The sequence below is a fragment of the Cellulosimicrobium sp. EB106-03-01-XG111 genome (assembly GCF_058792115.1).
In genome coordinates, this window is record NZ_JBYTEQ010000017.1 from 1 (window position 1) to 19,221 (window position 19,221).

Here is a 19,221-nt window from a genome sequence, read left to right on the forward strand (position 1 = left end):
GCGCGACCACGCGGCCGTCGGGGCAGGGCCGGGCGCCCTGGCGGGCGCCCGGCGGGGCCGGGTCACTCGGTGACGGTGAACCCCTGCTCGGTGCCGTACTTCGCGGACGCGTCCTGCCAGGCCTTCAGGCCGTCGGCGAGGGTCGTGCCCGAGACGTAGGCCTGGCCCACGGTGTCGTTGAAGATCGAGTTCGCGTAGACCTGGAACGGCAGGTACGACCAGCCCTCGACGACGTCGGACGCCGACTGCGCGAGGACCTCGTTGATCTTCTGGCCGCCGAAGTACTCGGACTCGAAGCCCTGGAACTCGTCGGACTCCAGCTCGGCCGTCGTGGCCGGGAACGCGCCGCCGTCGACGCGCGTCTGCACGCCGTCGCCCGCGTTCGCGTACTCGAGGAAGCCGTAGGCGAGCGCCTGGTTCGAGCTCGCGGCCGGGACGGACAGCGCGGAGCCGCCGTTCTCGGCGCTCGCGGACGCGCCCTCCTCCCACTGGGGGAGCGGCGCGACGCGCCACTTGCCAGCACCGTCGGGCACGCCCGACTCGAGGTTCGCGGGCATCCACGCGCCGATCGCGAGCGTCGCGATCGTGCCGTTGCCGAGGCCCTGGTACCACTCGTCGCTCCACGAGCTGACGGGCGCGAGCAGGTCCTCGTCGATGAGCGTCTGCCAGGTCTCGGCGAACTGCGTGCTGCCCTCGTCCGCGAGGTCGATCGTCACGTCCGTGCCGTCGACCTGGAACGGCTGGCCGCCGGCCTGCCAGATGAGCGAGGTCGTGAAGCCGGCGTCGCCCGTGTCGTTGGTGATGTACACGTTCGGGTCGGCCGCGTGCAGGGCGCGCGCCGCCTCGACGAAGCCGTCCCACGTCGTCGGCACCTCGATGCCGTGCTGCGTGAAGACCTCCTCGTTGTAGAAGAGGGCCATGGGACCGGAGTCCATGGGCAGGCCGTAGACGCCCTCGCCCTGCTGGACGGCGTTCCACGGCCCGGGCGTGAACGTCCCGTCGAGCTCGTCGGCGCCGAACGACGACAGGTCGGCGACGGCGTCCGAGAGCGCGAACTGCGGGAGCGCGTAGTACTCGACCTGCGCGACGTCGGGCACGCCCTTGCCGGCGGCGATCGCGTTCTGCAGCGCGGTGTACTGGTCGTTGCCGGTGCCCGCGTTGACGAGGTCGACGTCGACGTTCGGGTACTCGGCCTCGAAGTCGCTGACGACCTGCTCGAGCGTGGGCTCCCAGGCCCACACCGTGAGGCTGCCGCCCTCCTCGAGGGCCGCGGCGACGTCGTCGGCCGAGCCGGCGTCCCCGCCGGAGTCGTTGCCGCCGCCCGAGCTGCAGGCGGCCAGGGCCAGCGCGACGACGCCGGTGGCGGCGACGGCGCGCAGGGCGCGGGTGGTGCGGATGGACATGAGGGTTCCTCTCACTTCGTCGTCAGACGGATCGGGCGGGGTGGGTGCGGGGGTGGTGGACGGGCCTGCGCGGTGCGTCGTGCGGCGCTGCGCGGGCGTCACTCCTTGACGGACCCGGCCGCGAGGCCGGACTGCCAGTAGCGCTGGAGCAGGAGGAAGGCCGCGACGAGCGGCAGGATGGTGAGCAGCGAGCCGGTGATCACGAGGTCGAAGATCGCCTCGCCGCCGGCGGTCGCGGCCTGCGCGTTCCACGCGTTGAGGCCGAGCGTCAGCGGGTACCAGTCGGGGTCCTTGAGCATGATCAGCGGCAGGAAGTAGTTGTTCCACGTCGCGACCATCGTGAAGAGCAGGACCGTGACGATCCCGGGCGCGAGCAGGGGCAGCGACACCTGGAAGAACGTGCGCCCCTCGCTCGACCCGTCCACGCGCGCGGCCTCGAGCAGCTCCGTCGGGATGGACTCGGCCGCGAAGACCCACATGAGGTAGAGGCCGAACGGCGAGATGAGCGACGGGATGATGACGGCCCACGGGGTGTTGGTCAGCCCCATCTGGCTGAACATGAGGAACGTCGGGACGGCCAGGGCCGTGCCCGGTACCGCGACCGCGCCGATGACCGTCGCGAACACGCCGCGCTTGCCGGGGAAGTCGAACTTCGCGAGGGCGTAGCCGCCGAGCACGGCGAGGAACGTCGCGCCGCCCGCCCCGACCACCACGTACAGCAGCGTGTTCGCGAACCAGCGGCCGAAGATGCCGCCGTCGTAGGTGAGCGTCCGGGCGATGTTGTCGAACAGCGCGAAGTCGCCGCTGAACCACAGGCCGAACGAGGAGAACAGGCTCGACTGCGTCTTGGACGCGTTGACGACGAGCCAGAACAGCGGCACGAGCGCGTAGAGCAGGACGATCCCGGTGAGGACGGTCAGCAGGACGCTGCGGCGCGGGCGGGCGACGCTGTGCGGGGCGCGCGAGCGCAGGCGCACGGGCTTGCGCGTCGTGGCGCTCGTCGTCGTGCGGGACGCGGCGGGGACCGCCGGGGTCGAGGGCGTCGTGGCGGTCATCGTCAGGCCTCCTTGCGCATGCCGCGCAGCTGGACGACGTAGGCCACGATCATCGTGAGGACGCCCATGATGATGGCGACGGTCGCCGAGTAGTTGTACTGCTGGCCGGAGAACGACAGCGAGTAGGCGTACAGGTTCGGGGTGAAGTACGTCGTGATCGCGTTCGGCGCGAGGCTCTGCAGGATGCTCGGCTCGTTGAAGAGCTGGAACGAGCCGATGATCGAGAAGATCGTCGCGATGACGAGCGAGCCGCGGATCGCGGGGATCTTGATCGCCCGGACGACCTGCCACTGGGACGCGCCGTCGAGCTCGGCCGCCTCGTAGAGCGAGGTCGGCACGACGCGCAGCGCCGAGTAGAAGATGAGCATGTTGTAGCCCACGAACTCCCAGGTCACGATGTTGCCGATCGACAGCAGCACCCAGTCGGGGGAGAGCGGGTTCGGGATCGCCGTGCCGAGCGCGTCGTTGATGTTCGCGACGAGGCCGAACCGCGTCCCGTACATGAAGCCCCACATGAGCGTCGCGACGACGGCCGGGACGGCGTAGGGGAGGAAGATCGAGATCCGGAAGAAGTTCCGCCCGTACAGGCGCCCGGAGTCGATCGCGAGCGCGACGAGCAGGGCGATGCCGAGCATGATCGGGACCTGGACCACGAGGAACAGACCGACGCGCGAGACCCCGGACCAGAACTGCGGGTCCGAGAACGCGCGGGCGTAGTTCTCGAACCCGACGAACTGCGTGCCGCCCACCATCTGGGTGCGGAACAGGCTGAGGTAGATCGAGTACGCGATCGGTGCGAGGAACACGAGCGCGAAGACCGCCATGAACGGCCCCACGAAGCCCCAGCCGGTCCACGAGCGCCGTCGGCGCCGCGCCGGGAGGGACGAAGGAGCGCCGACCGGTGGCCGGAGCGCTGCCACGGGTGGGGACGTCGTCGTCATGCTGTGGTCCTCGTCATCGGGGGACGGCGACGTCCGTCGTCGCCGTTGTTTGCGTAAACATGAGCATGGCACGAGGTTCGGTGTTTGCGCAAACATCGCCTAGTGTGGGTCCTGACCGGCCACGACGCCGGTCCGGCACGGGTACTGTGCCGACACCACGAGGACGAGGACGCCATGACCGACGGGCTCGACGACGAGGCCCCCGCCCTGACGCGCACCGGGGGGGCTGCCGTCCGCACGGCACGGCGCGTCTCGATGGCCGACGTCGCGCGCGTCGCCGGGGTCTCCGCGCAGACCGTCTCACGCGTCTCCAACGGCCACCCGGGCGTCGTCGAGGCCACCCGCTCGCGCGTCCTCGAGGCGATGGCCGAGCTCGGCTACCGGCCCAACAGCGCGGCCCGCGCGCTGAAGAGCGGGTCGTTCCGCACGATCGGCGTCATCCTCTTCTCGCTCGCGACCACGGGCAACGTCCGCACGCTCGAGGCCATCGCGACCTCGGCCGCCGCCGAGGGCTACGCCATCACGGTCATCCCCGTCGCCGCCCCCACGCAGGACGGCGTCCACGGCGCCTTCACGCGCCTCGGCGAGCTTGCGGTCGACGCGATCATCCTGCTCATGGAGGTGCACCTCCTCGACGTCGCGAAGGTCAGCCTGCCGCCCGGCGTGCAGGTCGTCGTGGCGGACTCCGACGCGGGCGAGAGCTACGCCGTCGTCGACACCGACCAGGCCGACGGCACCCGCCAGGCCGTGCGCCACCTGCTCGACCTCGGGCACCGGACCGTGCACCACCTCGCGGGGCCCGCGCTCTCGTTCGCGGCCGAGCGCCGCACCTCCGCGTGGCGAGCGACGCTCGAGGAGGCGGGCCGCGAGGTCCCGCCGATCGAGCGGGGCGACTGGTCGCCGTCGTCGGGGTACGAGGCCGGGCTGCGCCTCGCCCGTCGCGACGACCTCACCGCCGTGTTCGTCGCCAACGACCAGATGGCCCTCGGGCTCGTCCGGGCCCTGCACGACTCCGGCCGACGGGTCCCGCAGGACGTGAGCGTCGTCGGGTTCGACGACCTGCCCGAGTCCAGCGAGTTCCTGCCCCCGCTCACGACCGTCCACCAGGACTTCGTCGAGGTCGGGCGCCGGCTCGTCGAGCAGGTGCTCCGGCAGGTGCGCGAGAACGTCCACGAGGCCGGCACCCGCCTCGTCCCGACCCGCCTCGTCGAGCGAGCGAGCACCGCCCCGCCCCCGACATAGACCCCGGTTCGGCTCGTCCCGCCGCCGAGCAGGTGGTCCGGGCTCGTCCCGGTCGCCGGACGCGCGCGGACGGCCTGCTCGGGCCGCCAGGATCGCCTGGTCAGTCGTCGGCGACCCAGGCGCTCGGGTCCTCGACGACGCCGCGCAGCACCTCGCGCGCGCCGCCCGTGAGCGCGGCGTGGTCGCCGACCGGCGCGGGCAGCAGCACGACGTCGGTCCAGGGGGCGGCGAGGACGCGCGCCCGGAGCTCGGCCTCGGCGGGGGCGCGCAGGTAGGGCAGGAGCACGGGGTAGATGCCGCCCAGCAGGACGGTGTCGATGTCCACGAGGTTGACGTAGTCGGCGAGGGCGCTGCCGAGCGCGGTCCCGGCGCGCTCGACCGCGGCGAGCGCGTCCGGCTCGCCGGCGTCGAGGGCGGCGACGAGCGCCCCGGTGGGCGCGTCGACCGGCAGGCCCGCGCCGCGCAGGAGCGCGTCCTTGCCCGCGTACTGCTCGAGGCAGCCCGTCGCCCCGCAGCGGCACCGGGGGCCGCGCGGGTCGACGACGACGTGCCCGACCTCGCCCGTCCAGCCGTGGCGGCCGTGGAACAGGCGGCGGTCGACGACGATCGCGGACCCGATGCCCACGTCGCCCGACACGTAGAGGTACGTCGAGGGCGCAGGGCCGGTCGCGTCGTCGGGCACGACGCCGTGGCTCGCCTGGGCGAGCGCGGCGAGCTTGGCCTCGTTGCCGATCTCGACGGCGACGTCGGGGCCGAGCCCGAGGAGGCGGACGGGGTCGAGATGGGACCAGCCGAGGTTGGGCGCGACCTCGAGCCGCCCGGCGCGGGGGTCGACGAGGCCGGGCAGGGCGAGGCGCGCTCCCGCGACCGTCATGCCGTCGGCGCGGACCTGCGCGAGCAGGTCGTGCGCGATGCGGCCCAGGCGGGACAGCACCGCGGTGGGGTCGCTGTCGTGGAGGTCGTCCGGGTCGACGTGCTCCGCGACGACGGCGCCGGTGAGGTCGAGCACCCGGCCGCCGAGGTAGTCGACGTTCACCTCGAGGCCCAGCCCGACGAGGGTGCGCGGCGCGGGGGCGAGCGGGACGGCGGGCCGCCCGGCGCGCTGCGGGGTGGCGGGCGGCAGCTCGGCCACGATGCCGGCGGCGACGAGCCGGTCGACGAGCGTCGAGACGGTAGCGCGCGTGAGCCCGCTCGCGCCCGCGATGTCGGCGCGCGAGCACGGGTGCGACGCCTCGAACACGGCTCGCGCGACCAGGGCGAGGTTGTGCTCGCGCAGCGTGGCCTGGCGGGCTGCTGGGGGACCCGTCCGGGTCGCGACGCTGCGGTTCACGGTCTTGACCTTACCGACCTGTGCGGATAAGTTCAGCCGTAAGACATAAATAGGCCGGGGTCGACCGACGTCGCTCCGGCCCTCTCGACGAGGAGACCACCGTGGCCGACGAGACCACCCGACACGACGCAGACATCAACTTCTCCTTCGGTCTGTGGACCGTGGGCTGGACCGCGCAGGACCAGTTCGGCAGCGCGAGCCGCCCGGAGCTCGACCCGGCCGAGTCGGTGCGTCGCCTGGCCGACCTCGGCGCGTGGGGCTTCACGTTCCACGACGACGACGTCGTCCCGTTCGGCTCCGACGACGAGGAGCGCACGAAGCGCCTCGGCGCGGTGCGCCAGGCCGCCGAGGACACGGGCCTCGTCATCGAGATGGTGACGACGAACCTGTTCAGCCACCCCGTCTTCAAGGACGGCGGCCTCACGTCGAACGACCGCGGCGTGCGCCGCTACGCGCTCCGCAAGGTGCTGCGCAACGTCGACCTCACCGCCGAGCTCGGCGCGAAGACGTTCGTCATGTGGGGCGGCCGCGAGGGCACCGAGTACGACGGCGCCAAGGACCTGCACTCCGCGCACGAGCGCTACGCCGAGGGCATCGACCTCACCGCGGCGTACATCAAGGAGAAGGGCTACGACCTCAAGATCGCGCTCGAGCCCAAGCCGAACGAGCCCCGCGGCGACATCTTCCTGCCGACCATCGGCCACGCGCTCGGCCTCATCGCGAAGCTCGACAACGGCGACATCGTGGGCCTCAACCCGGAGACGGGCCACGAGCAGATGGCGGGCCTCAACTACACGCACGGCATCGCGCAGGCGCTGTGGGCGGGCAAGCTCTTCCACATCGACCTCAACGGCCAGCGCTCGATCAAGTTCGACCAGGACCTCGTGTTCGGCCACGGCGACCTGCTCTCCGCGTTCTTCACGGTCGACCTGCTCGAGAACGGCTTCCCGAACGGCGGCCCCACGTACACGGGCCCGCGCCACTTCGACTACAAGCCGTCGCGCACCGAGAACGAGGTCGGCGTGTGGGACTCCGCGCGCGCCAACATGGAGACCTACCGCCTGCTCGCACGCAAGGCCGCGGCGTACCGCGCCGACAGCCGCGTCCAGGAGGCGTTCGCGCACTCGGGCGTGTTCGAGCTCGGCCAGTCCACGCTGGGCGAGGGCGAGTCCGTCGCCGACCTGCTCGCGGACCGCAGCGCGTACGAGGAGTTCGACGTCGACGCCGCGGCGAACCGCGACTTCGGCTTCGTGCGCCTCAACCAGCTCGCGCTCGAGCACCTCATCGGCTGAGGTGGCCACCGACGCCAGGACGTCCGACGCCGGCGGCGAGCGCGTGCTCGTCGCCGGCGTCGACACGTCCACGCAGTCCTGCAAGGTCGTCGTGCGCGACGCCGGGACGGGCGCCCTCGTGCGCACCGGCTCGGCCAAGCACCCCGACGGCACCGAGGTCCACCCCGACGCGTGGTGGGACGCGTTCCGCGAGGCCGCGTCCGCGGCGGGCGGCCTGGACGACGTCGCGGCGCTCGCCGTCGGCGGCCAGCAGCACGGTCTCGTCGCGCTCGACGCCGCGGGGAACGTCGTGCGCGACGCGCTCCTGTGGAACGACACGCGCTCCGCGCCCGCGGCGCGCGACCTGATCCGGGAGCTCGGCGAGGCGCGCCTCGCCGAGGGCGTCCCCGACGCCCACGACCGGGTCGAGTCCGCGACCGAGGCGGGCGCCCAGGCGTGGGCCGACGCGATCGGGTCCGTGCCGGTCGCGTCGCTCACGGTGACGAAGCTGCGCTGGCTGCGCGACGCGGAGCCGGAGAACGCGGCGCGCGTCGCCGCCGTCGCGCTGCCGCACGACTGGCTCACGTGGCGCATCGCGGGGTACGGCCCGGCGGGCGACGAGTCCGCGCCGCTCGGGCCGGACCTCGACGCGCTCGTCACCGACGCGTCCGACGCGTCGGGCACCGGCTACTACGACGCGACCAGGGACGGCGGCTCCGACGGCCGGGGCGCGTACCGCCTCGACCTGCTGGAGCTCGCGCTCGGACGGACGGACGTCGTGCTGCCGCGCGTCGTCGGGCCGTCCGCGACGGCGGGCGTCGCGCACCCCTCGGTCGCCGGGAGCGCGGTCGAGGGCGGCACGCTGCTCGGCCCGGGCGCGGGCGACAACGCCGGTGCGGCGCTCGGCCTCGGCATGGTCGCGGGCGACGTCGCGGTGTCGATCGGGACGTCGGGCGTCGTGTCCGCCGTGACCGACGACCGCACGGCGGACGGCTCCGGCCTCGTCAACGGGTTCTCCGACGCGACGGGCCGTTACCTGCTGCTCGCGGTGACGCTCAACGCGAGCCGGGTGCTCGACGCGGCGCGTGCCGTGCTCGGCGTCGACCACGCGGGGCTGTCGCGGCTCGCGCTCCAGGCGCCCCCCGGCGCGGACGGGCTCGTGCTCGTGCCGTACCTGGAGGGCGAGCGCATGCCCAACCGTCCCGACGCGTCGGGCACGCTGCACGGCATCCGGCTCGGCACGTCGACGCCGGAGCACCTCGCGCGCGCGTACGTCGAGGGCATGCTGTGCGGCCTCGCGGACGGGCTCGATGCGCTGCGGGCGCTCGGCGTCCGGGTCGAGCGCGTGCAGCTCATCGGCGGCGGCGCGCAGTCCGAGGCGGTCCGGCGCATCGCGCCGCAGGTCCTCGGCCTGCCCGTCACGGTCCCCGAGCCCGGCGAGTACGTGGCCGACGGCGCCGCGCGCCAGGCGGCGTGGGTCCTCGCCGCGCACGAGGCGGGCGGCTCCGGGGCGGACGTCGCCCCGCCCACCTGGGCCGCGTCGTCGGCCACGGTGGTCGAGGGCGACCCGGTCCCGGCCGTCCGCGAGCAGTACGCGGCGGTCCGCGACCTCGTCTGACACGACCTCGCGACAGCAGGGAAGGGCCCGGCCCCCCGTGAGGGGGTCGGGCCCTTCGTGCACCCACGGCGGTGGGCAGGAGCGGTCAGAGCACGCGGACGACGGGGCCCGTCACGCCGGCCTTGCGGCCCACCGCGGCGGCGCCGGTCACGCCCCAGACCGGTCCGGCGATCTCCACCGACGCGACCGACGTCGTCGAGACCGACCGGTTGAGGTTCGTCCCGTACGCGTTGCCGTAGACCTCGAGCAGCACCCAGTCGCACGTGCCCGCGCTGACGGTGAAGACGTTCCCGGTCCGGGTCACGTCGAACGTGCACACGCCGCCGTCGTAGGGGGCCGCGCTCGCCGAGGGTGCGATCGCGACGGCAGCGGCAGCGAGGGCGGAGACGGCCAGGGCGCGCAGTCGGAGAGTTCGCATAGAGCTCCTTTGCTCAGGTCTGGGGGGCCGTGATCGGCCCGGCCACAGTTCACCGTAGCGCGGCACTGTCAGCAACTCGAGGACTACGTAAATTTGACTCTCACCAGGTACGTGCTTTCCCTTATGTGCCGCCCGCGAAGCCCGTCTGGCGCCACGCCTCGTAGACGGCGATCGACGCCGCGTTGGTGAGGTTGAGCGACCGGCGACCGGGCAGCATGGGGATCTTCAGCTGGTCCGTGATCCGCTCGTGGGCCAGCACGTCGTCGGGCAGGCCGGTGGGCTCCGGGCCGAACAGCAGGACGTCGTCGGGCCGGTACGTCACGTCGGTGAACGACGTCGTCGCGCGGGTCGTGAACGCGAAGACCCGGCCCGGGAGGGTCGCGAGCGCGGCGTCGAGGTCCGCGTGCACCTCGACGCTCGCGAGGTCGTGGTAGTCCAGCCCCGCGCGCCGCAGCTTGGGCTCGTCCAGGTCGAACCCGAGCGGCTCGACCAGGTGCAGACGCGCCCCGGTCACCGCGGCGAGGCGGATCGCGTTGCCCGTGTTCCCCGGTATGCGCGGCTCGAAGAACACCACGTGGGGCAGGGTCGACGGCGGTCGGGCGGCCGGGTCGGCGACGTGCGGCCGCCAGTCGGTGCGGGGGTCGGGGGTCTCGCTCACGCCCCCGATTCTCGCAGCGCGGCGAGGGGGGTGCGCCCTGCGGCACGAGGCGCGCCCTGCCGAGGTAGAGGGCTGTCTCGCCGAGGTAGCGGCGTGGTAGCCAGCCATGGCGGACCTGGGCTCTCCCTCGGTGGACCTGGGCTCTACCTCGCGGACCTCGGCTCGACCTCGGTAGGGTCGACGACGACCACCGTGGAGGTTCTCGTGCACCAGACCGTCCCTGCTGGCCCTGCGGCGGGCCACCGATGACCGGGGAGCGCGGCCGCGAGGAGGTCATGGCGTGGGTCGCCGCGTACGAGGAGGCGTGGCGCACGAGCGACGCCGACGCCGTCGAGCGGCTCTTCACCCCGGAGGCGACGTACCTGCGCTCGCCCTACGACGACGAGCCCCTGCACGGACACGACGAGATCCGGGGGTTCTGGCGCGTGGACGAGGACGCGCGCTTCACGGTGACGGCGGAGCCCGTCGCGGTGGACGGCCCGGACGCCGTCGTGCGCCTCGAGGTCCGCTACCTCGCGCCGCGCGAGCAGGAGTACCGCGACCTGTGGGTCCTGCGGTTCGCCCCCGACGGCCGCGTCGAGCACTTCGAGGAGTGGGCCTACTGGCCCGGCCGCTCGTACAGCGCCGGGTGACGGGCGACGTCGGGCCTCAGCGCGTGGCCGGTTCGGCGGCGCCCGCGCGCGCGACCGCGCGCAGTTCGTCGAGCACCGCCCGGGCGGGCGGCGTCGACGCGGCGGCGTCACGCACGACGGCGTAGACCGACCGGACGGGCGCGGGCCGCACGACCGGGACCGCGACGAGGCCGGGCGGTAGGTGCACCGCGCCGAGCCGCGGCAGCACCGTGATGCCGATGCCCGCGCCGACGAACGCGACCGCCGTGGGGTAGTCGTGGGCCTCGACGTGGAACGGCGGGCTGAACCCCGCCGCGGTGCAGGCCTCGACGAGGTTGCGGCGGCACCAGCCGCGCGCGAAGTCGTTGTCGACCCAGCGTTCCGTCGCGAGCGCGGCGATCTCGACCTCGGGCTGCCCGGCGAGCGGGTGGTCGGCGGGGAGGACGGCGACGTACGGGTCGTCCAGCAGGTGGTGCGCCCGGAACCCGGTGCCGGGGACGAAGGCGGGCGACGCGACGGCGATCTGCACGTCGGCGCGGGCGTCGGGGTCGTCGGGGATGGCCTCGCCCAGGGAGAGGTCGAGCCGGACCCCGGGGAACTCGGTCGTGAGCCGTCGGACGACGCGCGGCAGCCACGCGGAGCCCGCGGAGGCGAAGTACATGAGCGAGAGGGTCCCGGTCCGCCCGGCGCGCAGGTCGGCGACGACGGCCTCGACCTCGCCGAGCCGCACCAGCACGCGGTCGGCCTGGGCGGCGAGCTCGAGCCCGGCGGCCGTCGGCCGGACGCCGCGCCCGGCGCGCTCGAGGAGCGCGAGCCCGGTCTCGCGCTGGAGGGCGGCCACGTGCTGGCTCACCGCGGACGGCGTGTAGCCGAGGTTGGCGGCGGCGGCCTGGACCGAGCCGCTCGCGACGACGGAGCGGAAGATCCGGAGGCGGTGCACGTCCAGCATCCCTTCACGCTACAGCCGTACTGCATCGAACGGTAGGAATACGTGCTGGTGCTGAACGGTGCGGCGGGGCGACGATCGACCCGTGACCGCACCCGAGACCGCCGCGCCGTCCCTCCTCCCGCCCGGGACCCCGGGACGCGCCCGCCCGACGAGGAGCACGGCCCTCGTCGTCGCGGCCGTCGGCGTCACGGTGGTCCTGTGGGCGTCCGCGTTCATCGGCGTGCGGGCCGCCGGGCACGACTACGCGCCCGGGTCGCTCGCGCTGGGCCGCCAGCTCGCGGGCAGCCTCGGGCTCACCGCCATCGTCGCGGTGCGGTGGCTCCGCAGCGGGCACAGGCCCGTGCTGCCCCGCAGGCGGGTGCTCGCGGGCGTCCTCGCGTGGGGCGTGGGCTGGTTCAGCCTCTACAACCTCGCGCTCAACGCGGCCGAGCAGCACCTCGACGCAGGCACGACGGCGCTCCTCGTCAACGTCGCGCCCGTCCTCGTCGCGGTGCTCGCGGGCGTCCTGCTCGGTGAGGGCTTCCCCCGGCGTCTGCTCGTCGGCATGGCCTCGGCGTTCGCGGGGGTCGCGATCATCGCGGCCGCGACGTCGTCCGGCGAGCGCGACGTCCTCGGCGTGGCGCTCGGGCTCACGGCCGCCGTCCTCTACGCCGCGGGCGCGACGTCGCAGAAGCGGCTCCTCGCGCACGTCGACGCCCTCACGATGACGTGGGTCGGGTGCCTCGCGGGCACGGTCGCCCTCCTGCCGTTCGCCCCGGCGCTCGCGGCCGACGCCGCCGCCGCACCGCCGTCGTCGACGTGGGCCGTCGTGCTGCTCGGGCTCGGCCCGACGGCCGTCGCCTTCACGACGTGGGGCTACGCGCTCTCGCGGCTCAGCGCGGGCCGGGCCGCGGCGACGACGTACCTCGTGCCGCCGCTCGTCGTCGTCCTGTCGTGGCTCGTGCTCGCGGAAGTCCCTGCGGCGGTCACGCTCGCGGGCGGCGCGCTGTGCCTCGCCGGGGTCGCGGTCGCGACGCTCCCGCGGCGGCGGGTCGCCCCGGTGCCCCCGGTGCCGGCCGCGCGAGCCTGACCCAGACCCGGCCGGTACGACCCGGCCCGACGTACCCTGCCCGCCCGGTGCGACACGCCCCGACCCGGCCCGCCGCGGGCTCAGCCCATGCGGTCGAGGTCGGCCTCACGCACCTCGTGCACGAGCGGCTCGCCCGCGCGGAAGCGCACGAGCTCGTCGACGACGATCGCGCCCTGCGCGAGCCGGCCCTGCACGGTCGCGGCGGCGTGGTGCGGGGTGAGGAGCACGTTCCGCAGGCGGCGCAGCGGGTGGTCGTGGGGCAGCGGCTCGGCGTCGTAGACGTCCAGGGCGGCGCTGATCCGCCCGCTCGCGAGCTCGCGGACGAGCGCGTCCTCGTCCGTGAGCCACGACCGTGCGGTGTTGACCAGCCCGGCGTGGTCGGGCAGGAGCGCGAGCTCGCGTGCGCCCAGCAGGTGGTGGGTCTCGGGCAGCACGGGCGCGTGCAGCATCGTCACGCGGCTCGTCGCGAGCAGCTCGTCGAGCCCGACGAGCGTCGCGCCCAGCGCGGCGGCGTCGGCGGGGGAGAGGGTCGGGTCGGCGACCACGACCTCCGCGCCGAGCGCGCGCAGCACCGCGATCGCCGCGCGCCCGGTGCGCGACGCCCCGACCACGCCGACGCGCGTGCCCGCGATCTCGTACCGCGGGGGCGCGGCCTCCGCGTCGGCCCAGGGGACGCCGTCGTGCAGGGCGTTGTGGAACGCGGGGACCTGGTGGAGCAGCGCGAGCGCGAACGTCACGGAGACCTCGGCGACCGGGCGAGCCATCGCCTGGCCCGCCTGCGTCACGCGGACCCCGCGCTCCCACAGCGCGGGCGTGACGAACGGCTTGACCGAGGCGCCCGTGTGCGCGACGAGCCGCAGACCGGGGAGCCGGTCCAGGAGGTCCGCGTCCAGGGGCGGCGTGCCCCAGGAGACGACGAGCGCGTCGACGCGTTCGCGCGCCGCGGGGCTCAGCCGGTCGAGCGCGGCGCCGAGCGCGCGCGGGTCGTCGACGACGTCGAACGGTCCCGCGCCCGCCAGGCGCTCCCACACGTCGGGGGCGAACAGCTCGGTGCGCAGCCACGGCGCGACCGCGACGACCGCGCGGGCGGCCCAGGCACCCGGGCCAGGCCCCGCGACGGTCTCCGGGCCGGGCGCGCCGGTCACCGCAGCCAGTCCTCGAGGTGCTCCGCGACGAGCGCGTCGTCTGCGGCCGCGAGCCACGGGTACGACGCCGTCACGCGCGTCAGCTCGTCGGCCTGCCCGGGGGAGAGGGTCTCGTCCGGGTCGAGGCACCAGATGCCGTCGAGCAGGCCCTGGCGGCGCAGCACCTCGTGCACGCCCGCGATGACGCCCGCGAAGTCGTGCGCCGCGTCGAAGACGGCCGCGTTCGCGTCGGTGAGGCCGGCCGCGCGCGCGGTGAGGGTCGCGAGGGCGGCGGCGTCGGGCACGGTGGCCCCGCCGTCGGGACCGACGCCGTGCGCGGCGTGCGCGAGCGCGAGCGTCTCGACCGCGCCCCGGGTCCAGACCGCCCACTGCCCGAGCAGGCCGCCCACGAACCGGGCCGTGAAGGTCGAGGCGCGGCCCTCGGCGTCGGTCACGGGGACGTCGAGACGCTGCGTGAGGTCGGCGACGATCGCGTCGTCGTTGCCCGTGTACAGCGCGATCTCGTCGCCGCGACCCGACGCGGCGACGCCGCGCAGCACGTCGATCGTGCGGTAGCGGTGGAACGGCGCGGCCTTGATCGCGACGACCGCCTCGATCGACGCGTACTCGCGCCAGAAGCCGACGGACAGGCGCGGGCCGCCGATCGCCTCCTGGAGGTAGAACCCGATGACGGGCAGCACCTCGCCGACGGCGCGGGCGCGGTCGAGCAGCACGCGCTCGACCTCCTCGCGCGAGCCGGTGAGACCGGGCACGCGCGGCGCGAGCAGCACCGCGTCGTAGCCGAGCGATGCCGCGAGCTCCGCCTCCGCGACGGCCTGCCGCACGTCGCCGGCCGCGCCCGCGACCTGGACGAGCGGGCGGGGCCCGGTGTGCAGCGAGCCCGCGGGCGCGTCGCCCGCGATCGTCGCGCGCGACACCTCGGCCGCGAGCTCGAGCACGGGCCGCAGGAGCCCGTGCTCGCGGATCTCGAACTGCGTCGTGTGGACGCCGACGGCCACGCCGCCCGCGCCCGCCGCGTGGTAGTACCGCGTGAGCGCGCGCTGGCGGCGCTCGTCGAGGCGGCGGTCGGCGTCGAGCGCGAGGGGCTGGGCCGGGATGACGGTCCCCGCGCGCAGGAGCGCGGCGACGTCGTCGGCGAGGCGCGGGGTCGCGGGCGCCGCGGCGGGGGTGCTGGGGGCCGTCATCAGAACGCCCCGTCGCGCACGGCGAACTTCGTCGGCTTGCCGCTCGTCGGGAGCCCGGCGGCGAGCCACCGCGCCTGCCAGTCCACGAGCGTGCGCAGCGGCACCTGCGGGTAGCCGAACAGCTCGTGGCAGCGGGTCGCGTCGTTGAGCAGCGCCGTCGGCGCGGGCTCGCCCGTGAACGACACCTCGCGGTCGAGGCCGCGGCCGAGGAGCTCCGCGAGGCGCCGCACCGACGCCGTCTCCGGGCCGGTGAGGTTGATCGCCGTCGCGGGCGACGACGCGAGCGCGAGCGAGCGCAGCGCGACCTCGTTCGCGTACCCCTGCCACACGACGTTGACGTGCCCGGTCGTGAGGTCCACGGGCTCGCCCGCGAGGATCGGCGACGCGACGTCGAACAGGACGCCGTAGCGCAGGTCGACGGCGTAGTTGAGGCGGATCGTCACGACCTTCGTGCCGCGCGAGAGCGCGGCGTGCTGGAGCACGCGTTCGCGGCCGAGGCAGCTCATCGCGTACTCGCCGACCGGCCCGACGGGGTGCTCCTCCGAGCACCCGCCGGACTCGACGGGCACGAGCGGGTAGACGTTCCCGGTGGAGAACGCCGCGATCGTGGAGTCGGCGTAGCGGCGCGCGACGTCGTGCACGAGGGCCGCGTTCGCAGCCCACGCGAGCGACGGCGCGGACGACGTGCCGAACTTGGCGCCCACCATGTAGACGACGTCGGCGCCGTCGGGCAGGGCGGCGAGGTCCGCGTCGGGCGCGAGCAGGTCGGCCGCGACGACGTTCACCCCGGCGTCGCGCAGGCGGTCGGCCTGCTCGGGGTCGGACCACCGCGAGACGGCGTGCACGGCGTCGCCCGTGCGCCCGGCCGCGTCGAGCGCCCGGCGGGCGAGGACGGTCAGGCTCGGGCCCATCTTCCCGCCCGCGCCGAGGATGACGAGGTCGCCCGAGCGGGCGGCCAGGTCCTCCACGAGGGCGGGCGACGGCGTCGTGAGCAGCTCCTCGAGCTCCGCGACGGACGTCGGGGCCTTCAGGGCGGTGGTGCTGGTCTGCGTGGTCATGTGGTGAGTCATCCCTTGATGCCGGACGAGGTGACGCCCTCGACGAAGAAGCGCTGGGCCACGAGGTACGAGGCGAAGATCGGAACGAACGAGATGGTGGCGCCCGCGAGCACCATGTTGAGCGGCACGTCCTGCTGCTGGAGCGAGGCGATGCCGACGGTCAGCGTCCAGTGGTCGGTGCCCTGGCCGATGATGAGCGGCCACAGGAAGTCGTTCCAGTGCCACAGGAAGACGAACGTGCCGAGCGTCGCGAGGATCGGCTTGCACAGCGGCAGCACGATGCGCAGGAAGATGCGCCACTCCGAGGCGCCGTCGAGCTTCGCGGCCTCGAACAGCTCGTCGGGCAGGTCGAGGATGAACTGCCGCATGAGGAACACGGCCTGCGCGTTCGCGAGCGTCGGCAGGATCAGGCCCCAGTACGTGTCGAGCCCGCCCGCCTGCGCGATGAGGATGAACGTCGGGATGAGCGTCACGTGGTACGGGACCATGACCATCGCGAGGAACGACCAGAACATCGCCTCGCGCCCGGGGAACTTCTTCTTCGCGAACGCGTACCCGGCCATCGACGCGAGCAGCAGCACCGCGACGACGGACACGACGGAGTACACGAGCGTGTTGACGAGCCAGGTGCCGATGTTGCCCGCGCCGAGCACGCGGCCGTAGGCCTCGGTCGTGAGGTTCGTCGGCAGGAGCGACGCGGGGAAGTCGATCGCGGCGGCAGGCTTCAGCGACAGCACGACCATCGCGTAGAACGGGAAGATCGTCACGACGGCGGCGAGCGAGAGCACGGCGTAGCGCAGCACCTTGCCGCGCAGCGACAGGTCGCTCGCGCCCTTGCGGCCGCGCCGGCGGCGGGTCGCGGTGGGGCGCACGGGCATCGCGGCGCCCTCGAGCACCCGCCCGGTGGTGGTGGGGTCGACGGCGGTCACTTGTCCCTCCCGATGGCGTAGCGCTGGATCAGGGCGACGACCAGCGTGACGACGAACAGCGCGACGCCGAGCGCGCTCGCGTAGCCGAGGTCGAAGTACTTGAAGCCCTGGTCGTAGATGTAGAAGACGAGGTTGTAGCTCGCCCGGGCGGGGCCGCCCGCCGTCATGACGTAGACGAGGTCGAAGATCTGGAACGACGCCGTCGTCTCGATGACGGCGAGGAAGAACAGGGTCGGCTTGAGCTGCGGCGCGATGATGAACCAGAACCGCTTCCACGGCCCGGCGCCGTCGATCGCGGCGGCCTCCTCGAGCTCGCGCGGCAGGTCCTGCATGCGCGCGAGGAGGATGAGCATCCCGTAGCCGAAGCGCGACCAGATCGCGACCATCGCGAGCGCGGGCAGCACGAGCAGCGTGTCGCCCAGCCAGGAGTCGGTCGAGAACCCGAGCGCGCCCATGAGCTTCGACCACGGGCCGTTCGTGGAGAACACCCACGTGAACACGGTCGCGGCGAGCACGAGGCTCGTGACGACGGGCAGGAAGAACACCGAGCGGTAGAAGCCGGAGCCGCGGAACGAGCGGCGCACCATGAGCGCCATGAACGTCGAGATCGCGAGCGACACGGGGACGATGAGCACGCTCAGCACGACCGTGACGCGCAGCGCCGACCAGAAGATCGGGTCGTCGACCATGCGCCGGAAGTTCTCGACGCCCGTCCACTCGGCACCGACGCCGATGGTGTAGTCGAAGAAGCTCAGCGCGACGCCGGCGATCGCCGGGCCGAAGCGGAACAGCAGGAACAGCAGGAACGCGGGGAGGGCGAACAGCAGGCCGATCCTCGCCTCTCGGCGCTCCAGGACGCGGCGGGTCGTGCCGCGCGGGGGCTTCGGCGCCGGGCGCCGGTCGGCCCCGTCGGCGGTCAGCCCGTCCGAGGTGGGGGCGGTCGCGGTCATGGGTTCTCCTCTCGTACCGCGAGGTACCGCGGCGCGGGCAGCAGGGGGACGGCTGCCCGCGCCGCGGCGTCGGTCAGCCGAGCAGCGGGTTCGCCGCCGCGGCCGCGTCCTTCAGGGCCTGCTCCGGCGTCTTCTCGCCGATGAGCGCGGCCTGGAGCTCCGGGGCGAGCACGCCCATGACCTCACGGGACTTCTCGTTGACCTCGCCGGCCGTCGTGTACTGGAGCGTCTCCTCGAGCGCGGACAGCACTGCGTCGTCGGCGTAGAGGCCCGACTCGCTCTCGTACGGCGAGAACCAGCCGGCGGCCTTGGCGTACTCGGCGCTCACCTCGGGCGAGGTCGCGAACGCGGCCCACTTGCCCGCGGCGTCGAGGCTGTCGGCCGTCTTGAGCACGGACAGCGAGCCGACGGTGCCGAACGCGACCGCCTCGGCCTCCTTGAGCGGCGGGAGCACGACGACGTTCTCCTCGCCCCAGAAGCCCGCGACGTCCGCCGGGCCCTGCTGCCAGGTGCACGCGATCTTGCCCTTGGCGGTGTTCGTCTGCTCGAACGCGGGGATGGTCGTCAGCAGGTCCTTCTCGATGTACCCGCCCTCGGCGAGGTCGACCGCGAACTGCAGCGCCTCGACGCCCTCGGGGGAGTCGAACGCGACCGACGAGCCGTCCTCGGAGAAGACGGACCCGCCCGCCTGCCACAGCAGCGGGTAGAAGGACTCGTTGAGCGTCGCGTCGACCGAGCCCCAGTAGTTGGTGACGTCGTAGCCGGCGGCCTGGAACGTCGGCGCGAGCGCCATGAGGTCGTCCCACGTCTCGGGGTAGTTGCCCGCCTCGCCGACGGCCTCGAACGCGGCGGCGTTGCACACGAGCGGCTTGCTGTTCATGATCAGCGGCGAGCCGAGCATCGCGCCGTCGACCGTGACGGCCTTCGACGCGTTCTCGCGCAGGTCGCCCACCTGGTCCGTGACGTAGTTGTCCACCGCGGCGAGGGACTTGCCGTACTTCGGGATCTGGTCCGGGATGAGGTAGACGACGTCGGGGCCCTTGTTGCCCGCGATCGCGGTCGCGAGCGTCTCGTCGCGGCCGGCCCAGGGGTAGATCTCGACCTTGACGTCGACGTCGGGGTTCTCCTCCTGGAACGCGGCGACCTGCTCGTCCCAGAAGGCCTTGTGGGCGGCCTCGTCGGCGATGACGGGGTAGGTCCACATGGTGACGGAGCCGGACGCGGCACCGTCCTCGGGCGTGGGGGTGGAGCTGCCGGCACCGGCACCGCCGGCGCAGGCGCTCAGCGCGCCGAGCGTGCCGACCGCGAGCGCGGCGGTCCAGAGGCGCTTCGTCGTGCGCAGGGTCATCGACGTGTCTCCTTGGTGAGGTCCCGCCCGGGTGGGCGGGTG

Annotated in this window: 18 protein-coding genes; 5 read left to right on the top strand and 13 right to left on the bottom strand. The window is 73.8% G+C overall.

The window, feature by feature from the left end:
* Positions 1-62: 62 nt before the first annotated feature.
* The 3 genes from AC3WT4_RS13765 to AC3WT4_RS13775 form a co-directional block, all read right to left on the bottom strand.
* On the bottom strand, positions 63-1,403 hold the full coding sequence (locus AC3WT4_RS13765; RefSeq protein WP_074810217.1) for an ABC transporter substrate-binding protein: 1,341 nt from the start codon (positions 1,401-1,403) through the stop codon (positions 63-65).
* A gap of 98 nt (positions 1,404-1,501) precedes the next feature.
* Positions 1,502-2,458: a carbohydrate ABC transporter permease gene (locus tag AC3WT4_RS13770; RefSeq protein ID WP_074810214.1), complete on the bottom strand. Its 957-nt coding sequence runs from the start codon at positions 2,456-2,458 to the stop codon at positions 1,502-1,504.
* A gap of 2 nt (positions 2,459-2,460) precedes the next feature.
* Positions 2,461-3,399, bottom strand: a complete 939-nt coding sequence (locus tag AC3WT4_RS13775; protein WP_108048950.1) for a carbohydrate ABC transporter permease — start codon at positions 3,397-3,399, stop codon at positions 2,461-2,463.
* A 174-nt stretch (positions 3,400-3,573) separates the two neighbouring features.
* On the opposite strand from AC3WT4_RS13775, the gene AC3WT4_RS13780 reads away from it, so the two are divergent.
* Entirely contained in the window at positions 3,574-4,641 is a 1,068-nt protein-coding gene (locus AC3WT4_RS13780) for a LacI family DNA-binding transcriptional regulator (protein WP_492315700.1), read from the top strand.
* Between the two features lie 100 nt (positions 4,642-4,741).
* On the opposite strand, the gene AC3WT4_RS13785 is transcribed toward AC3WT4_RS13780, so the two are convergent.
* Positions 4,742-5,971 carry an ROK family transcriptional regulator gene (locus AC3WT4_RS13785; protein ID WP_074810208.1) on the bottom strand — a complete coding sequence of 410 codons (1,230 nt, stop codon included), beginning with the start codon at positions 5,969-5,971 and terminating at the stop codon, positions 4,742-4,744.
* A 101-nt stretch (positions 5,972-6,072) separates the two neighbouring features.
* On the opposite strand from AC3WT4_RS13785, the gene xylA reads away from it, so the two are divergent.
* On the top strand, positions 6,073-7,263 hold the full coding sequence (gene xylA, locus AC3WT4_RS13790; RefSeq protein ID WP_257416433.1) for a xylose isomerase: 1,191 nt from the start codon (positions 6,073-6,075) through the stop codon (positions 7,261-7,263).
* Position 7,264: 1 nt separating this feature from the next.
* Positions 7,265-8,860 carry a xylulokinase gene (locus tag AC3WT4_RS13795; RefSeq protein WP_492315701.1) on the top strand — a complete coding sequence of 532 codons (1,596 nt, stop codon included), beginning with the start codon at positions 7,265-7,267 and terminating at the stop codon, positions 8,858-8,860.
* An 85-nt stretch (positions 8,861-8,945) separates the two neighbouring features.
* Here AC3WT4_RS13795 and AC3WT4_RS13800 read toward each other — a convergent pair whose 3' ends face one another.
* Positions 8,946-9,278 (bottom strand): hypothetical protein, encoded by a 333-nt coding sequence (locus AC3WT4_RS13800; protein ID WP_492315702.1) that lies wholly within the window; start codon positions 9,276-9,278, stop codon positions 8,946-8,948.
* Positions 9,279-9,399: 121 nt separating this feature from the next.
* Positions 9,400-9,861, bottom strand: a complete 462-nt coding sequence (locus AC3WT4_RS13805) for a tRNA (cytidine(34)-2'-O)-methyltransferase (protein WP_076404033.1) — start codon at positions 9,859-9,861, stop codon at positions 9,400-9,402.
* 320 nt (positions 9,862-10,181) lie between these two features.
* Between AC3WT4_RS13805 and AC3WT4_RS13810 the strand changes: the two genes are divergently transcribed.
* Complete coding sequence (locus AC3WT4_RS13810) at positions 10,182-10,568, top strand: YybH family protein (RefSeq protein WP_257416436.1); 387 nt, start codon at positions 10,182-10,184, stop codon at positions 10,566-10,568.
* A 16-nt stretch (positions 10,569-10,584) separates the two neighbouring features.
* Here the strand turns inward: AC3WT4_RS13810 and AC3WT4_RS13815 are convergent, their stop codons facing one another.
* Positions 10,585-11,496: a LysR family transcriptional regulator gene (locus AC3WT4_RS13815; protein ID WP_492315703.1), complete on the bottom strand. Its 912-nt coding sequence runs from the start codon at positions 11,494-11,496 to the stop codon at positions 10,585-10,587.
* An 82-nt stretch (positions 11,497-11,578) separates the two neighbouring features.
* On the opposite strand from AC3WT4_RS13815, the gene AC3WT4_RS13820 reads away from it, so the two are divergent.
* Entirely contained in the window at positions 11,579-12,565 is a 987-nt protein-coding gene (locus AC3WT4_RS13820; RefSeq protein ID WP_108048958.1) for a DMT family transporter, read from the top strand.
* Positions 12,566-12,645: 80 nt separating this feature from the next.
* Here the strand turns inward: AC3WT4_RS13820 and AC3WT4_RS13825 are convergent, their stop codons facing one another.
* The 6 genes from AC3WT4_RS13825 to AC3WT4_RS13850 form a co-directional block, all read right to left on the bottom strand.
* Entirely contained in the window at positions 12,646-13,710 is a 1,065-nt protein-coding gene (locus AC3WT4_RS13825; protein WP_492315704.1) for a hydroxyacid dehydrogenase, read from the bottom strand.
* Positions 13,707-14,894, bottom strand: coding sequence for a dihydrodipicolinate synthase family protein (locus tag AC3WT4_RS13830; RefSeq protein WP_492315705.1), 1,188 nt, complete (start codon positions 14,892-14,894; stop codon positions 13,707-13,709). The genes AC3WT4_RS13825 and AC3WT4_RS13830 overlap by 4 nt, the downstream gene beginning before the upstream one ends.
* Positions 14,894-15,952, bottom strand: a complete 1,059-nt coding sequence (locus tag AC3WT4_RS13835; protein ID WP_074810200.1) for an NAD-dependent epimerase/dehydratase family protein — start codon at positions 15,950-15,952, stop codon at positions 14,894-14,896. Before AC3WT4_RS13835 ends, AC3WT4_RS13830 begins: the two co-directional genes overlap by 1 nt.
* An 8-nt stretch (positions 15,953-15,960) precedes the next feature.
* Positions 15,961-16,881 (bottom strand): carbohydrate ABC transporter permease, encoded by a 921-nt coding sequence (locus AC3WT4_RS13840; RefSeq protein WP_228485232.1) that lies wholly within the window; start codon positions 16,879-16,881, stop codon positions 15,961-15,963.
* Positions 16,878-17,831 (bottom strand): carbohydrate ABC transporter permease, encoded by a 954-nt coding sequence (locus AC3WT4_RS13845; protein WP_083385437.1) that lies wholly within the window; start codon positions 17,829-17,831, stop codon positions 16,878-16,880. Before AC3WT4_RS13845 ends, AC3WT4_RS13840 begins: the two co-directional genes overlap by 4 nt.
* A gap of 73 nt (positions 17,832-17,904) precedes the next feature.
* On the bottom strand, positions 17,905-19,179 hold the full coding sequence (locus AC3WT4_RS13850; protein ID WP_074810197.1) for an ABC transporter substrate-binding protein: 1,275 nt from the start codon (positions 19,177-19,179) through the stop codon (positions 17,905-17,907).
* Between the last annotated feature and the right edge of the window lie 42 nt (positions 19,180-19,221).

Coding starts and splice junctions, on each gene's coding strand:
- AC3WT4_RS13810 (WP_257416436.1), top strand. CDS start 10,182: ATGACCGGGGAGCGCGGCCGCGAGGAGGTCATGGCGTGGGTCGCCGCG.
- AC3WT4_RS13835 (WP_074810200.1), bottom strand. CDS start 15,952: ATGACCACGCAGACCAGCACCACCGCCCTGAAGGCCCCGACGTCCGTC.
- AC3WT4_RS13845 (WP_083385437.1), bottom strand. CDS start 17,831: ATGACCGCGACCGCCCCCACCTCGGACGGGCTGACCGCCGACGGGGCC.
- AC3WT4_RS13800 (WP_492315702.1), bottom strand. CDS start 9,278: ATGCGAACTCTCCGACTGCGCGCCCTGGCCGTCTCCGCCCTCGCTGCC.
- AC3WT4_RS13850 (WP_074810197.1), bottom strand. CDS start 19,179: ATGACCCTGCGCACGACGAAGCGCCTCTGGACCGCCGCGCTCGCGGTC.
- AC3WT4_RS13765 (WP_074810217.1), bottom strand. CDS start 1,403: ATGTCCATCCGCACCACCCGCGCCCTGCGCGCCGTCGCCGCCACCGGC.
- AC3WT4_RS13770 (WP_074810214.1), bottom strand. CDS start 2,458: ATGACCGCCACGACGCCCTCGACCCCGGCGGTCCCCGCCGCGTCCCGC.
- AC3WT4_RS13815 (WP_492315703.1), bottom strand. CDS start 11,496: ATGCTGGACGTGCACCGCCTCCGGATCTTCCGCTCCGTCGTCGCGAGC.
- AC3WT4_RS13775 (WP_108048950.1), bottom strand. CDS start 3,399: ATGACGACGACGTCCCCACCCGTGGCAGCGCTCCGGCCACCGGTCGGC.
- AC3WT4_RS13780 (WP_492315700.1), top strand. CDS start 3,574: ATGACCGACGGGCTCGACGACGAGGCCCCCGCCCTGACGCGCACCGGG.
- AC3WT4_RS13830 (WP_492315705.1), bottom strand. CDS start 14,894: ATGACGGCCCCCAGCACCCCCGCCGCGGCGCCCGCGACCCCGCGCCTC.